Annotated in this window: 10 protein-coding genes; 3 read left to right on the top strand and 7 right to left on the bottom strand. The window is 54.5% G+C overall.

The window, feature by feature from the left end:
* The first annotated feature begins 160 nt into the window (after positions 1–160).
* Positions 161–754, top strand: coding sequence for a hypothetical protein (locus ACI9KD_RS14800; RefSeq protein ID WP_414981948.1), 594 nt, complete (start codon positions 161–163; stop codon positions 752–754).
* A 55-nt stretch (positions 755–809) separates the two neighbouring features.
* Here the strand turns inward: ACI9KD_RS14800 and ACI9KD_RS14795 are convergent, their stop codons facing one another.
* The gene (locus tag ACI9KD_RS14795; protein WP_414981947.1) at positions 810–1,700 is read right to left on the bottom strand and encodes a M23 family metallopeptidase; all 891 of its coding nucleotides are present in this window, start codon (positions 1,698–1,700) and stop codon (positions 810–812) included.
* Positions 1,701–1,784: 84 nt separating this feature from the next.
* Here ACI9KD_RS14795 and greB point away from each other — a divergent pair, with 84 nt between their 5' ends.
* Positions 1,785–2,288: a transcription elongation factor GreB gene (gene greB, locus ACI9KD_RS14790; RefSeq protein ID WP_414981946.1), complete on the top strand. Its 504-nt coding sequence runs from the start codon at positions 1,785–1,787 to the stop codon at positions 2,286–2,288.
* 10 nt (positions 2,289–2,298) lie between these two features.
* Here the strand turns inward: greB and ACI9KD_RS14785 are convergent, their stop codons facing one another.
* Positions 2,299–3,522, bottom strand: coding sequence for a serine hydrolase domain-containing protein (locus tag ACI9KD_RS14785; protein WP_414981945.1), 1,224 nt, complete (start codon positions 3,520–3,522; stop codon positions 2,299–2,301).
* Positions 3,523–3,686: 164 nt separating this feature from the next.
* On the opposite strand from ACI9KD_RS14785, the gene gcvP reads away from it, so the two are divergent.
* Positions 3,687–6,587 carry an aminomethyl-transferring glycine dehydrogenase gene (gene gcvP, locus ACI9KD_RS14780; protein ID WP_414981944.1) on the top strand — a complete coding sequence of 967 codons (2,901 nt, stop codon included), beginning with the start codon at positions 3,687–3,689 and terminating at the stop codon, positions 6,585–6,587.
* Positions 6,588–7,025: 438 nt separating this feature from the next.
* On the opposite strand, the gene ACI9KD_RS14775 is transcribed toward gcvP, so the two are convergent.
* The 5 genes from ACI9KD_RS14775 to ACI9KD_RS14755 all read right to left on the bottom strand — a co-directional run.
* Positions 7,026–9,554: a TonB-dependent receptor gene (locus ACI9KD_RS14775; protein WP_414981943.1), complete on the bottom strand. Its 2,529-nt coding sequence runs from the start codon at positions 9,552–9,554 to the stop codon at positions 7,026–7,028.
* A gap of 10 nt (positions 9,555–9,564) precedes the next feature.
* Positions 9,565–11,169: a sigma 54-interacting transcriptional regulator gene (locus tag ACI9KD_RS14770; RefSeq protein WP_414981942.1), complete on the bottom strand. Its 1,605-nt coding sequence runs from the start codon at positions 11,167–11,169 to the stop codon at positions 9,565–9,567.
* Complete coding sequence (locus tag ACI9KD_RS14765) at positions 11,166–11,765, bottom strand: isochorismatase family protein (RefSeq protein ID WP_414981941.1); 600 nt, start codon at positions 11,763–11,765, stop codon at positions 11,166–11,168. The genes ACI9KD_RS14770 and ACI9KD_RS14765 overlap by 4 nt, the downstream gene beginning before the upstream one ends.
* Before the next feature lie 3 nt (positions 11,766–11,768).
* Complete coding sequence (locus ACI9KD_RS14760) at positions 11,769–13,658, bottom strand: hydantoinase B/oxoprolinase family protein (protein ID WP_414981940.1); 1,890 nt, start codon at positions 13,656–13,658, stop codon at positions 11,769–11,771.
* 1 nt (position 13,659) lies between these two features.
* On the bottom strand, positions 13,660–14,875 hold a 1,216-nt coding region (locus tag ACI9KD_RS14755), incomplete at its 5' end, for a hydantoinase/oxoprolinase family protein (protein ID WP_414981939.1).

Below are 14,875 nucleotides of genomic sequence, written 5' to 3'. Positions count from 1 at the left end.
AGCTTCTTGTCGAGCACGGTTTATGGTCCTTATTAGCAAAGCCACAAGTATACGATTTTTTTTAGTCCACGCACGAGCCCACAGGAGTGCGCCACTTGTGTTTCCCGCCGTCATGGCGGAAGATCTTGGGCGCAAATTATCTATTTGAGAGTTTATCAGTATGTCTCTATCTAAAATCCTACCCAGCATTCTTCTCGCCAGCAGCTTGGCGATCGCACCTCTCGCCGGTGCCGCTCACCATGAAGAGCCTATGTCCGATCACGCAGAGCGGGCCATGGCGATCGAAATAGACGCTGAAGTTGTTGCCGTAGACACCGAAACACGCGAATTGGTTCTGCAGCTGCCCACCGGCGAGCAAATGACCACCGTTGTTGATCCAAAGGTTGCACGTTTTTCTGAAATCGCAGCTGGCGACTTTTTGGTCGTGACCTATCTCGCCGCACTCGCCGCCGAACTTAGAGAGCCTACGGAAGAAGAAATGGCCAACCCTTGGGTTGAAGGCGCTGACGCTGGTATCGCTGGCGCTGAGGAAGCACCCGGTGGCGCTATGATCGCTGCGGTACGTGCCGTGTGCACCATCGAAGGCATGAACCGCCTTATCGGTACGGTCACCATCATGGATTCTCGTGGCAAGGCCCACGTTATCGGTGACGTAAAGCCAGAGCGCATTGAGCAACTGCGCATTGGTCAGTCAGTGGTAATGACCTTTACCCAAGCTCTGGCAGTTGGTATCGAAAAAGCGGACGCAATGTAGTTCGCGTTTACCTGCTCAAGTTCGCGCCCGTGACTCATTCACGGGCGCTTTCTCCTCACTCAGCCCCTGAATTCTTTACCAAGACCGGCATCGGCGGAACAAGACGCTGAGGGTCTACTCTTCGGTCTCGCCAACTCATACGCCAATCCAAATGCGGCCCTGTTGCCCTTCCGGTAGCGCCCACCGCACCAATTCGATCCCCCGGCTCTAATTCATCCCCCAGCTGTGCAAACACTTCGCTCATGTGCAAGAAGGATGATGACAGGCCGTAGCCGTGATCAAGAATGACGGTACCCCCTGAATAGAACAAATCAGGCTCTGCCAAGGTTACCCGGCCCGCTGCGGGCGCGTAAATAACCGTCCCCGTGGGAACCGCTATATCAACGCCGTAGTGCGGACTGCCGGGCGTTCCGTTGTACACGCGCTGACTGCCGTACACTCCGGAAATAGGCCCTTGAACAGGCCACACAAAGCCCCCGTCAATCTGCATAAGCCAATCGGGACGTTCCACGAGCTGAGCCTTTGCAGCGGCGACTAATTGCCGCTCGCGGCGTATTCGCTCCAGCTGCTCTTGAGGCGGCGTCACCGTTCGCTGAGGCACACCCTCAACACGTTGAATTTGATAATCCCTCTGCTCGACGGTCAATTCATACTCGCACTCCTCGCCGATCCGCAGCCGACTTTTTGCCGGCGCATCTCGATGGAATGCGGCAACTACGTAACCGTTTGGAAGTACATCCAGATCTTGATCATCCAGCCAGACGCTTGTGTTGGGCTCAACTTTCGCCCAAATCACCCCCCCCTCGGTGGGGTCACCTTGAACATCGACGCACTGCGCCCCTACCGGCGAGACAAGTATCGCCGCGAGGCCACTAACTAAGCTGTTTTGTATAAAGCGTTGTATTTGCATCGCATTAGTGTAGTGCCCGATGAATGTTTGAGGCAATCACTCTCCGTGCAGACTAAACCGAACGTGAGTTAAGGCTGAAGGATGAAGCTTACATACAGGTTCTCGCGCTAGAATAGATGCATGGGACGCTATCGAGCACCACGCCCGCGAGGGACACCGTTAATCACCGCCGCAGGTGAAGCACGACTGCGCGCGGAGCTTGATAAGCTGTGGCGCAAGGAGCGCCCCATAGTAGCGTTGGCGGTACAAGATGCTGCAAAGAACGGCGACCGCTCAGAAAATGGTGATTACATTTACGGGAAAAAGCGCCTTCGAGAAATCGATGGTCGCGTGAGGTTCATCAGTAAACGTCTAGAGATTCTTCAAATTGTTCGTGAAACGCCCAGCGATAAAAGCCGTATCTTCTTTGGCGCCACCGTTAAGGTAGAAGACCAGAATGAAGTTACCCAATCGGTGACAATTTTGGGGCCCGATGAATTCGAGTCATCTCGCAGTGAAGTCTCCATAGACTCCCCCATCGCCCGAGTGCTTCTGGGCAAAACCATTGGCGATAGCGTGCGTCTGGACAGCCCCGGAGGAGAGCGGGAGCTCGAAGTCCTGGATATCCAGTATCAGCACACCTAGCTGAAAAAATTTAGTCTAGTGCCGCGTAAATCAATGCTTCTAGCTGACCACGGAAGTTAAAGGTGCTGGACGGAATCAACTGCGTCATAAAAACGACCGCCAACTCTTCCTGCGGATCAACCCAAAACAGCGTGCTGGCCAACCCTCCCCAGTAATAGCTCCCACGACTTGCAGGATAACCGTTACGAACGGGTTGAATCTTGGAAGCGAAGCCCAAACCAAACCCCACGCCCTCGTGATGCGTTTCGCTAAAGCCCGCCATGGCCACGCTGGCCAAATCAGCACCACTGGGCAAGTGATTAGCAACCATTAACTCCAGTGTCTTACGACCGATGATTCGCTGTTCACCCAGCGCACCGCCACCCAGGAGCATCTGGCAAAAACGCAGGTAGTCCGACGCGGTAGACAAAAGACCACCGCCACCGGAGAAAAAGCTCCGTCCCACATACTGCGAGGCCTGCGCATCATCCTGCAGCACCAGGCGTTTCTGGGCGTCCCTGGTGTAGCAGGAGGCGAATTTTTCAAGCTGCTCATCCCGAGGACTAAAGACCGTATCAATCATGCCTAAGGGCTCAAAAATCACAGTGCGTAAAAAGTCCGGGAGACTCTGGCCGCTGATGCGTTCGATAAGATACCCAAGTACATCAGTGGCTATAGAGTAATTCCAGCGCTCTCCCGGAGAAAACTCCAGAGGCAGCATCGCCAGCTGCTCAATCATGTCCTGCAGCGTGTAGCCCTGCTGAGCTCGGCCCAGCTTCAGCTCTCGATAAGCCTTATCGAGTTTTGTGGCGTACATAAAGTCATAAGTGAGACCGGATTGATGGGTGAACAGATCGCGAATACGCATAGCACGATCCGGGGCCCGTGTTTCAAACTCAGGCCAACTCCCGCCGACACAGACTTGCAGCGCCGCCCACTCAGGAATGAATCGTGATACCGGGTCATCGAGAGTAAATAAGCCGCGTTCCCAAAGGGTCATCAGCGCAATGGAGGTGACCGGCTTGCTCATGGAGTAAATGCGAAACACTGTGTCATTAGTGACCGGAAGCTTGCGCTCCAGATCACGCTCCCCCGCCACATGCACGTAGGCCAACTCATCTCGTCGCAGCACCGCCGTTAAACAACCCGAGATTTTCCCCGGGTTGATATAGCGGCTTTCAAGATGCTCACCGATTCGCTCAAGACGATGCTCATCCATTCCCGCTGCTACTGGGTTAAGGTGCTTCAAATCCATAAGGAGCGGCTCCGAGTCACTTTGCCATAAAAACACGCAGTGTAATAAAGGCCATGATTAAGATATACAAAACTGCCACGTCAATTGCTGAGGTAGGGGCCACACTGCTAAGATTCACTGCTTTTCCTAGGGTGTAAAACCCCTCATCCGCTTGGATCCCTGACATGAGTATGCATCGCCTTACAGAACTCGAAGGCCACGACGAATTCCTCGCTCGCCACATCGGCCCCAGTACTACACAGCAAGCTGAAATGGCCCTAGCCGTAGGTTACGACAGCGTAGAAGCCTTGATTGACGCGACCGTTCCCGCCAGCATCCGCCTGAAGGAGGCTATGGCGCTGGACGGCCCCCAGCGCGAGGTAGACGTCATCGCGCGTCTTAAGGCTATGGCTGATAAAAACCGGGTCTGCAAAAATTTTATCGGCATGGGCTATTACGGCACGCATACACCCGCGGTCATTCAACGCAATGTGCTGGAAAATCCTGGCTGGTATACAGCGTACACGCCTTATCAGGCCGAAATTTCTCAAGGTCGGCTCGAGGCTCTGCTCAGCTATCAGCAAGTCATCATGGACCTCACGGGCATGGAACTGGCCAATGCCTCCATGCTCGATGAAGCCAGCGCTGCCGCAGAAGCAATGACCCTTCTCCAGCGGGTCAATAAAAAGAACAAAAGCATGCGTTTTATTGTGGATAGCGACTGCCATCCACAGACTCTCGCAGTATTAAAAACTCGGGCCCAGCCCTTAGGGATACACATCGTTTACGGCAATGCAAAAGAACTGCTCGACGCCGGGGACGCATTTGGCGTATTTCTTCAATACCCGGGAAGTAGCGGTCAGATATCTGACCCCTCAACACTCATCGAAGCAGCACATACAAAAAACACTCTGGTTGTAGTCGCCAGCGATCTGTTGGCGCTTTTGCTGCTCAAGTCTCCCGGGGAGCTTGGCGCAGACGTAGTGGTAGGCAACAGCCAGCGCTTTGGTGTACCCATGGGCTATGGGGGCCCCCATGCCGCGTTTTTCGCTACCCGGGATGCGTATAAGCGTTCGACCCCTGGCCGCATCATCGGCGTATCGGTGGATCGAGATGGACGACCGGCGCTGCGTATGGCCATGCAGACCCGAGAACAACATATCCGCCGCGAGAAGGCTACGAGCAATATTTGCACCGCGCAGGCATTGCTCGCCGTGATGGCTGCCTTCTACGCCATGTACCACGGGCCCGGGGGATTGCGTCGCATTGCCGAGCGCACTCACCTGCTCACGAGCCTCCTGGCAAGGGATTTGCGCACGGCGGGCGTGCAGATTCGCAATAAGCAATTCTTCGATACCCTGACGATCGAGCCCGGCGACCAGCGAGATGCGATCTTGTCCCGTGCAGCGGCGAGCGAAGTAAATCTGCGCTGCGACGATGCAGAAACGCTGGCAGTTTCTCTCGACGAAACAAGCACCCGCGCTGACTTGCAGTTGCTGATGGAAGTGCTTACCGGTGAGCCGGCAACAACTCTGGACGACCTGACAGCAGACCGCGGCATCCCTGCCCCACTGTGCCGCGAGGTCGATTACCTCCAACATCCACTGTTCAACGAGTATCACAGCGAAACAGAAATGCTGAGGTATATGCGTCGCCTCGAGAGCAAAGATATCGCGCTTAATCGATCTATGATTGCGCTGGGTAGCTGCACCATGAAGCTCAACGCCACTACCGAGATGTTGCCGGTCACCTGGGCTGCATTTGGCGCCATGCATCCCTTTGCGCCTGCAGAGCAGGCTTTAGGATATCGGGAGCTTCTTGATGACCTTGAGCGAATGCTCACCCAGTGCACCGGATATGATGCCGTTTCTTTGCAACCTAACGCAGGCTCTCAAGGAGAGTACGCAGGCCTCCTCGTGATCAAGCGCTATCACGAGAGTCGTGGCGATACGGAGCGAAACGTCTGCCTTATTCCATCCTCCGCACACGGCACCAACCCGGCCAGTGCGGTGCTTGCCGGCATGCGCGTAGTTATCGTTGAGTGTGATGTCCAGGGGAATGTGGACATAGCGGATCTTCGCGTGAAAGCAAGGCAACACAGCGAGCAACTGGCCGCCATCATGGTGACGTATCCATCGACCCATGGCGTATTTGAAGAGGATATCGTGGAAGTCTGTGCGCTTGTGCATGAGCATGGCGGACAGGTCTACGTGGATGGCGCCAACCTGAATGCTCTCGTCGGACTAGCTGCACCCGGAAAATTTGGGGCTGACGTTTCTCACCTGAATCTACACAAGACCTTCTGCATACCTCACGGTGGCGGAGGCCCTGGTATGGGACCTATCGGCGTGGGTGCCCACCTACAACCGTTTTTACCCTCCCATCCTGTAGCGCCAGTCCCGGGGCTATCGCCAGACAATGATGTGGTATCTGCGGCGCCCTACGGCAGCGCATCGATACTCCCCATCTCTTGGGCTTACATCGCACTCATGGGTGCCCGAGGTCTTACTGAGGCCAGTAAGATTGCCATCGTGTCTGCAAACTACATTGCACATCGTCTGCGCGATCACTACGCGGTGCTCTACACCGGACGCAGTGGCACTGTTGCTCACGAATGCATTATTGATATTCGCCCCATCAAAGAAACCACCGGCATCGGTGAAGAAGACATTGCCAAACGACTCATGGACTTTGGCTTTCATTCGCCAACCATGTCCTTTCCTGTTGCAGGCACTCTCATGATTGAGCCTACCGAATCCGAGTCCATTACCGAGATAGACCGATTCTGTGATGCGCTGATCACCATCCGTGAAGAAATTCGCGAGGTCGAGAGCGGACGTTGGTCCCTGGAAGACAATCCCCTAGTGAACGCGCCTCACACCCTACGGGATCTTACCGCCGAGCAATGGAATCATGCCTATAGTCGAGAGCAAGCTGCCTTTGCCATGGACTCACTCCAGCAAGATAAGTATTGGCCACCCGTAAGCCGCATCGACAATGTGTATGGCGATCGAAACGTGTTTTGCGCCTGTCCGTCCATCGACAGTTTTCGGGATGCGCCGGAAAACGAGGCCAGCATCGGGTAGAGCTTAAGTTCAATCATTGTTCTGAGAGGCATTCGCTGACGACCACACGCTGAGTCTTGAAGTCGGCGCGGCAGACGGCAGTCTTTTGAGCTGCTCGCGCATCTCTAGAGAAGCCTCAGCATTGTCAGACCCACGCGACGGACGCTCAAGGGGGCTGCCGCCTGCTCTTGCCTCGTCAGGGCTACAGCTAGGTGTTGTGCCGGCTGCGACGTGTCCTGACGCCGGGTGGCGGTTCGGCGCCGCTTTGCTCGAGCGTCTGTCGAGTGCGTTATTTAACACTCTGGTGCCGATGGAGATGCACGAGCAGCTCGAGTAAAGCGGCGACGGGCCGCCCAAAACCACTACGAAGTCTAGCGTCAACAAAAACGGGCGCTGAATCCGCGACGAAGCTAAAAAAACGGCGCCCGAAGGCGCCGTATTCAGAACAAGTAAGACTTGTCAGAAGCTATAGCGAAAGTCCACTCCATAGCTGCGAAGCGCCGATGGATGCAGGAAGCTTCCGCCAAACTCAGGTGTAGGAATCACTTCTTGAAGATATTCTTCGTCGGTGATATTACGACCCCAAGCGGTTACTGCCCAGTTCTCTCCCTCAAGACCTACGCGCAGATCTATGGTGCTGAACGCATCGCGTGAGGACTTGGAGAAATTCTGGTTGTACCCAGTGTTAGGCGGCTGGAACACATTCCAAATCGTCGGTGTTTCTTCGCCCTGAAGCGTGTGGAACCACATCTCTCCGGTGTACTGCCAATCTAATCTGCTCACTAACTGCAGGCTTCCGCCCATGGGAAAGCTCAGTTCAGCGCCCAGATTGCCGGTCATATCCGGAGCCTGCGGTACGTCGTTACCTTCCGATAAGGGCCGATGCTCATTCTTCTGGATCTCTGAATCCATGAGACCAATGCCGCCGTACAGCATCAGGTATTCGGTAGCCACGAAGGTAAAGTCGGCCTCTACACCTTGTATGTACAACTCATCGATTGTGGTAACCGTTCGCAAGATCCCAAAGGGGCCGGCATAAAACTCGAAGAACTGGTTGTCTTCTACATCGGTGCGGAACGCGGCTGCGTTAATACGCAAGCGTCGATCCAACCACTCAGACTTAAATCCGACCTCAAAGGCGGTGGAGACTTCCTTGTCGTACTCATCAGGCACTTGTAGCTGAGCATCTACAAGCTCACCAGGACCACCAAATCCAGAATTAAACCAGAAGTTCAGTAGATCTTCAGTACCGATGGCGTTAAAGCCTCCACTACGAAACCCGAGGCCATAACTGGCGTAGACATTCACATCGTCCGTCATGGCCCAGTTCCAGGTTACCTTGGGCTGAAACTGGCTAAAGTTAGCTCCTCGATCCGGAATGCCATCAGGATTACTGGCAAAGGCCGGATTGATGGGAAGTGCTGCGCCGGTCGTCGGATCTAACAGGTTGATATTCAGCCCCGAGTTTGGAACGTTCGGCACCTTGTTGGTAACTTCACGTTCCTCGCGGTCATAGCGCAAAGCGAATGCCAGCTCCATCGTGTCGGACAGGTCAAACTCCAATTGGCCGTAGAGTGCATACACCTCGGTGTTGAACTCGTCCCAGAACAACAGGTCGGTTGGGTTAGGGCCCGTAGCATCTACATAGGGCTGCTTAAGAAACCCCTGCCCCTGATCGGCGCCGTAGCCCACCAGCGACTCACGCTCGATGTCTGCGTAGTACGCACCCCCAATCCAACGAATAGCATCATCTTCTGGGCCAACCAATCTAACATCAAGACTTACGTCTTCCTGATTACGCTCTTGATATTGATAACCATCACAAGTCAGTGGCGTATAAGGACCGTATACGCCCTGAAAGTCTGCACCCGGAGGCAGAACCCCAAAAGGATTAAAGAACTCGCCGAACAAATCTGGCCGCGTAAAGCTATTCAATTCGCCACGACCAGATTGGCACGATGGCGTGAGTTCATAGCCGTAAAACGTCGCAGCGGTACCGTCAGAAAGGAGCGATTCTTCAAGATTACTGTAGGCAACGTTGGCTACAAGATCTGCAAAATCGAGGGCCCAATCAAGCTTGATCGCAAAATCAGTCGTAGTCTGCTCGTTCTCACCAGGCGTGTTGAAAGCAAAACGGAAATCAACATCGTTCACATCCTGATTGAAATTCGGCGCGCCAAATCCCGCCTCAAATGCAGGCAGTGCAAAGCCGGCATTAAAGTTGATCGCGCCCGCCGTAACATCGGAGTAACCGCCACGAAAATCCATAGTGAGGTTGTCCGTGACGTTCCACTTGAGTCGGCCCCGGACACTGGTGTCTTCCATGTAGTCGACAACATCGTCTTGATTGGTGAAGATGTTCTCGTAAAAACCGTCGGTTTCGCTGGTGCTAATCGCGATACGACCCAATAACTTGTCCTTAATAATTGGGCCACTGAACATCGCGTTACCGCGTAAAGTTCCCACGTTACCAACGGTGCCGCCAACACGCCCTTCAAATTCATTGGTAGGCTCTTTGGTGGTAACAAGAATCGCGCCGGCTACCGCGTTACGGCCATACAAAGCGCCCTGAGGCCCCTTAAGAACTTCAATTTGTTGTACGTCAAACAGCTCTTCGTTAAAGCTGTTCGGATTAGTGCTCAAGACGCCGTCAACGACGTATGCGAAAGTCGACTCAGCATCCCGTGTAGAGATGATGCCGCGAATACTTAGCTGCGTGTCCCCGACATTCGCCGAATTGACCAAGGTGACGTTGGGAATCAAGCCCACGTAATCGCCAGCGCGTTGAATTCCCGCACGCTGAATCGTATCCTCATCAATCGCCGAAATCGCGATGGGGACGTCCTGGAGATTCTCAGAACGTTTCCGCGCGGTCACGACAACCTCTTCGATCGCCAGGTTATTACCTTGCGCCATCACCCATTGTGTTGCCGGCAGTAACAGCGTGGCTGCCAGGGCCTGCACTAGCGGTTTCTTCATGCTTTGCATTAACGTTCTCCTACGCTCGTGAGTATTGCTTGCTTTTTTTATCACCGACACCTTGAGTGCCAAAACCCTCGTTCCAGTCCATTTCCCTGAGGCGTCGCCACAAGGTGGTCGGACTAATACCTAATGCCTTGCTCACCGCAGCCTTGTCGCCGGAAAACCGACGCATGGCATCGGCAATGGCCCGTGCTTCCTGTTCCTTCAGTAAGCCCGGAGGCAATTGTTCTGCATGGGACGGTGTGAACAACTCCGGGAGTAGCTCATGTAAAGTAAGCTCATCAATGGACACACCATGCGCCGCATTTACCGCCAAACGCTCAGAAAAGTTCTGCAGTTCACGAACGTTTCCCGGCCATCGATACTCCTTAAAAGGCCCGGAAAGCTTTCGCATTAACGTCACAACATTCAGCTCCGCCCCGTACTGCTGCGCATACTCTCGCAGATAATGCTCTGCTATCGCCGAGACATCCTCTGGACGCTCGCGAAGAGGCGGAAGCCGTAAAGAAAATACGTTGAGTCGATAATAAAGATCATCGCGAAAGGTCCCGGCGTCCACGGCGGCTTGAAGGTCCGAATTGGTAGCTGCGATGACCTTAAAATCCAATGCAAACTCTCGGGTGCTTCCCACGGGACGCACGCTCCGCTCTTGCAGTACACGCAACAATTTCACCTGTTGCGACAGCGGCATTTCTCCAATCTCATCAAGATAGAGTACGCCCCCATTCGCCTGCTCAACGAGTCCAACGCGACCCCCGCGCCGGGAGGTCGTAAATGCACCATCAACATAGCCAAACAACTCACTCTCGAATAGCTCGTTGGGGATGCTTCCGCAGTTAATGGCCACCAATGCACCATCACAGTAGTCCGAGGCCTGATGCAGTTCTCTGGCTATGTGTTCCTTACCTGTGCCGCTCTCCCCTTGCACAAGTACCGCGGCGTTGCCGCGAGCGTAGGTTCGCGCCAGCTCAGCAACGCGGGACATCTGGGGAGAGTCAATCACAAAACGTCCAGGCTGCTGCACTGTGTCGCGCTCAGCTGAACGGACGCGCGCCTGGCGCAAAGCCTCATCGAGCATTTGTCGTGCCGACTCCCGGCTGTACAGCAGCACAGCGGGCAGCCCGCGACGACTCGCTAATTCACAAATATAACTGGGCCCTACCACCACATCGGTTTCACCGGCAGCTGCCATAGCCAGCAATCTTTCGGCCGCCTCATCCGTTGTCGTGTAACTCTCATGCTGCAAGCAATTGCCTAACAATGAGGGTAACGCGGTGAAGAGCCGACTCTGATTGTCAGGTTGCGCGGAATAAGTGAACACATGGATCCGCTCACCAATACGTCGAGCCCGGGCGACTGCGTCAACAATGTCTGTGTCGGTCACCGGTTGGGCAATCACAGGGATCTTAAGTGAATTCTGCAAATATGCGGCATTGGAGCCTGCGCTGGCGACAACATCCGGCTTATGCTCTTTTACGAGTGCGTGATAGTCCACACTACCCGAGGCAACAGACTCAACAATAATGATCTCTGCCTGATCTTTGTATTCAGCAACGACCGAATTAATGAGTTCACTAAACTTGCGATAGCCAATCAACAATATGCGGGCACGATTACTCACGATCCGACCCCTAAAGCGTCAAGAGTGTTGCTCAAAGAAACGACCTCGGCGTACTTCGCATGCATATCATGCAAGTTCGCGGCATGGGCCTCTGTATTTCGATCTCCCACTGCTTCTCTGGGAACCCACACGACGTAATCGTGCTGCAGAGCATCCACCACCGACGCTCTCACACAGCCGCTGGTGGTTAAGCCCACCACGACCAGCGAATCAGCGTTCTGTACATCAAGCCACTGGGAGAGCTCTGTACCGAAGAACGCGCTTGCGTATTGCTTTTCGAAAACCGGCTCCCCGTCGCCGGGGTAAAGCCGCTCGTCGACAGCTACCGCAGAGCTGCCCTTCGCCAGAATATTCAAAGCCGGCAGCCGTGCGCGAAATACCTGCGCCTGACTTAGATCGGAATAGACGACCGTCGTAAAGCATACCGGCAGGCCTTTGCTACGAAATGCTCTTTGCAATTGCGCGCAAGCACCCACTACAGCGTCACTCGGCGACCCTAGAGGGCTCTCTGGATCGGTGAAGGCGTTGATCATATCGATCAGTAGTAACGCCGGACGCGCTCCAAGAGACTGTGACTGTCGAGCAAGGTCGACCAATTTTCAGGCCTGAAACTGCGATGAGAATTGCGGTGTTACGGGCGGCGGCAAGTGCGTCTCTTCTTCACAGCGGGCCTTAATCTCTTCGATAGTGCCTCCGCGATTGAACAGTGGTTGATCGTCGCTTCGAGCTGCGCGCAGTTGCTCACGAAGAGCCTCCGTCTCAGCCTGGTCCACGCTTCCATCGGCAGCGATCACAACCCCGTAGCGTTTAGCACCCTCGGCGCTAACCAAGCGCCGAGCGACATCAGCACGCACCAGCTCAGGATCGCGAGCATAAGGGTCGCCCCATCCACCGCCACCCCAGGTGTTGAAGTACAACAAATCACCAGCCTTCACCTTCACACCCTCGACCTTCGCGGGCAACCACTGCTCACTGCCGTCGACCCGCACCAATCGCTTGGTAGATCGTTGACCCGTATCGCCACCAAGAACGCCCCACGGGTGCATTAACCAGCGATCATCGTGAATGCCGACCTCGCCATCTGCCAGAAATCGGTAAGCGACAGAAAGACCGTTGCCGCCACGGTGGAGACCTGCACCGCCAGAGTCGCGAATAGTTTCGTAACGCTCAATGCGCAGTGGGAAGTACGACTCGATGAATTCGTTGGGCACGTTTGTAAAGCCAGGCCACAAGGAATGTCCATCGGGTCCATCACCCACGGGACGACCGGGAATACCACCAAAGCCTATCTGAAACAACTGGAACCACTCCCCGTCTTTACCGGGACGGTGGTCGTAACCTGAATAGAAAAGGTGCGGCGAGTCAGAGAAGCCTGCGGCGTTAAGCATTTGCTCCGGGGCCCCCATTCCTAAAAGCGCGCCCAGTAGGTCAAAGATTCTACCCAAGGCGTGCGTTCGGCCAGACAAGGCCGCAGGGAACTTCGGCTTGAGTAAGGTGCCTTCCGGAATGCGCACATCCACAAGATCATAGAATCCATCGTTAAAGACGATCTGTGGATCCACAACATTGATCGTGAACGAGCCAAAGAACATTTTGAACATGTCTTCGTTGAGGAAAAAGTTTACTGAGCTCTGAGCCTGGGGGTCGGTACCATCAAAATCGAAAATGGCGGTAGAACCTTCTCGCCACATACGGCACTTGATGCGATAGGGACCCATCCCCATGCCGTCATCACAGAGGTAATCCTCAAATTCACGAGGCTCCTCGGGAATAAACATTTCAATAATATGCTTCATCGCGGTGTGATTACGCTGGAGCATAACGTCCATGGTCGACTTAAAAACATCGTCTCCAAAGCGCTCGGCCAGCTCAACACAGCGTTTGGCCGCTGTATTACAGGCCGCAACCAATGCGTTGAGATCGAAGCGATTCCACTGCGGTGTTCTCACGTTGTGCAGAATCAGCTCAAGCAAATCTGTTTGCAGCTCACCGCGCTTGTAGAGTTTTGTGGGGGGAATACGAATCCCTTCCTGATAAATCGTTGTTGCCTCAATGGGAATCGAGCCAGGCACCATGCCACCATTATCTGACATGTGACCAAACATCGCCGACCAGGCAATATGTCGACCGCCTTTAAAAACAGGCACCAGAACAACCCAGTCCGGAAGATGAGATACCGCGGCATTACACATGTACGGGTCATTAGTGAGGATGATATCTCCCTCTTCGATCTCCGCATCGTAGGCTTCCAGAAATGGCCCAATGAACGAACCAAACTGACCCACGACCATTTTGCCGTCGCGATTAGCAATCATCGGAAAACAGTCACCTTGCTCCCGAATTCCCGGCGACATGGCGGTGCGAAACAGAACTGCGTCCATTTCTTCACGGGCATTTCGCAGTGCATTTTCAATGATATCGACGGTAACCCCATCGACATCCACGGACTGCAGCGGCGCTGTGTTGCTTTCAATAATTCTTGCAGTCATATCAGACGCCTCCGTCGTTAGGGTTAATCAGTAAATTGCCGATAGCGTCAACGGCGGCCGTGTAGCCCGGAAGCACTACCGTGGTCGAATCCATTTCTGCAACAACGCAGGGGCCTGGAACTTCCAGCCCGCTGTGCAGCCGACCGCGGTCGTAAATTGGAGCGGAATGCCAAGCGCCGTCAAAATAAAAGCGACTATCGTGAATCTTGCAGTCTTCCAAAGAGCTGTCGCTCTCACCAAGTTGCTTATCCGCAATCTTACGAGCGGCGGCTTTCACGACGGCCCGAATCATGAGTATCTCGTGACCATCGCCGAGCTTGAACGTAAACAGCTGCTGATGCTCGGCGTCAAAGGCCTCGGTGAGCAGTGCAACGCCTCGTTCCCCTAGCTCCTGCTCATCAAAGTCCACGGTGATCTGGAAAGCTTGGCCTGCATACCGTAAGTCCGCCTGATAGGAGACCTCGTGCTCTTCGTCAGGTATGCCGTCCGTCCGCAATGCTTCGCCAGCGCGGTCTCGCAACTCATGCAGGTCTTTGAGCATCTGAGCGTCACTCAGATCATCGGCCATAGTCAGGTAGGTTCGCGCAGCTTCGTCCTGTACTTGTGTCGTTGCATCGCCATAGGCACAAAGAACACCGGGGCCTGGAGGAACAATCACCGGCCAGGCATCGGTGAGAATGCCCAAAGCGTTTGCATGCAAAGGCCCAGCCCCACCAAAGCCCACCAGTGCAAAATCTCGAGGGTCATAGCCCTGCTCTACAGAAACAAGTCGCAAGGCACCGAACATGGACTCGTTAACAATCTTGATGATGCCCTCTGCTGCTTCCATGAGTCCGATACCCATGGCGTCGGCAACCTTCTGCACGGCTTTTTCTGATGCATCACGATTGATCTGCATCTTTCCACCAAGCTGCACATCCGAGGGCAAGTAACCAAGCACGACGTTTGCATCGCAGACTGTCGGCTCTTCGCCTCCCTTCATGTAGCATGCAGGACCAGGTACTGCACCAGCCGACTCCGGGCCGACGCGCAACGCTTTGGTCAACTCCGGTACAAAAGCGATTGAGCCACCACCAGCGCCCACTGTGCGGACATCCACGGAAGGCGCTCGCACCCGCACATCACCCACAATCGTCTCTCGTCGCACTCGCGCCCGTGCATCCTGAATCAAAGCAACGTCAGTAGACGTACCCCCCATATCAAAGGTCAGGATGTCG

This window comes from Congregibacter sp. (genome assembly GCF_047617445.1).
Taxonomy (GTDB): domain Bacteria; phylum Pseudomonadota; class Gammaproteobacteria; order Pseudomonadales; family Halieaceae; genus Congregibacter.
This window is presented reverse-complemented; position numbering and strand designations above follow the sequence as displayed.

What these genes read in the sequence shown, in the direction of transcription:
- ACI9KD_RS14800 (WP_414981948.1), top strand. Translation starts at nt 161, where the DNA reads ATGTCTCTATCTAAAATCCTACCCAGCATTCTTCTCGCCAGCAGCTTG.
- greB (WP_414981946.1), top strand. Translation starts at nt 1,785, where the DNA reads ATGGGACGCTATCGAGCACCACGCCCGCGAGGGACACCGTTAATCACC.
- ACI9KD_RS14785 (WP_414981945.1), bottom strand. Translation starts at nt 3,522, where the DNA reads ATGGATTTGAAGCACCTTAACCCAGTAGCAGCGGGAATGGATGAGCAT.
- gcvP (WP_414981944.1), top strand. Translation starts at nt 3,687, where the DNA reads ATGAGTATGCATCGCCTTACAGAACTCGAAGGCCACGACGAATTCCTC.
- ACI9KD_RS14775 (WP_414981943.1), bottom strand. Translation starts at nt 9,554, where the DNA reads ATGCAAAGCATGAAGAAACCGCTAGTGCAGGCCCTGGCAGCCACGCTG.
- ACI9KD_RS14760 (WP_414981940.1), bottom strand. Translation starts at nt 13,658, where the DNA reads ATGACTGCAAGAATTATTGAAAGCAACACAGCGCCGCTGCAGTCCGTG.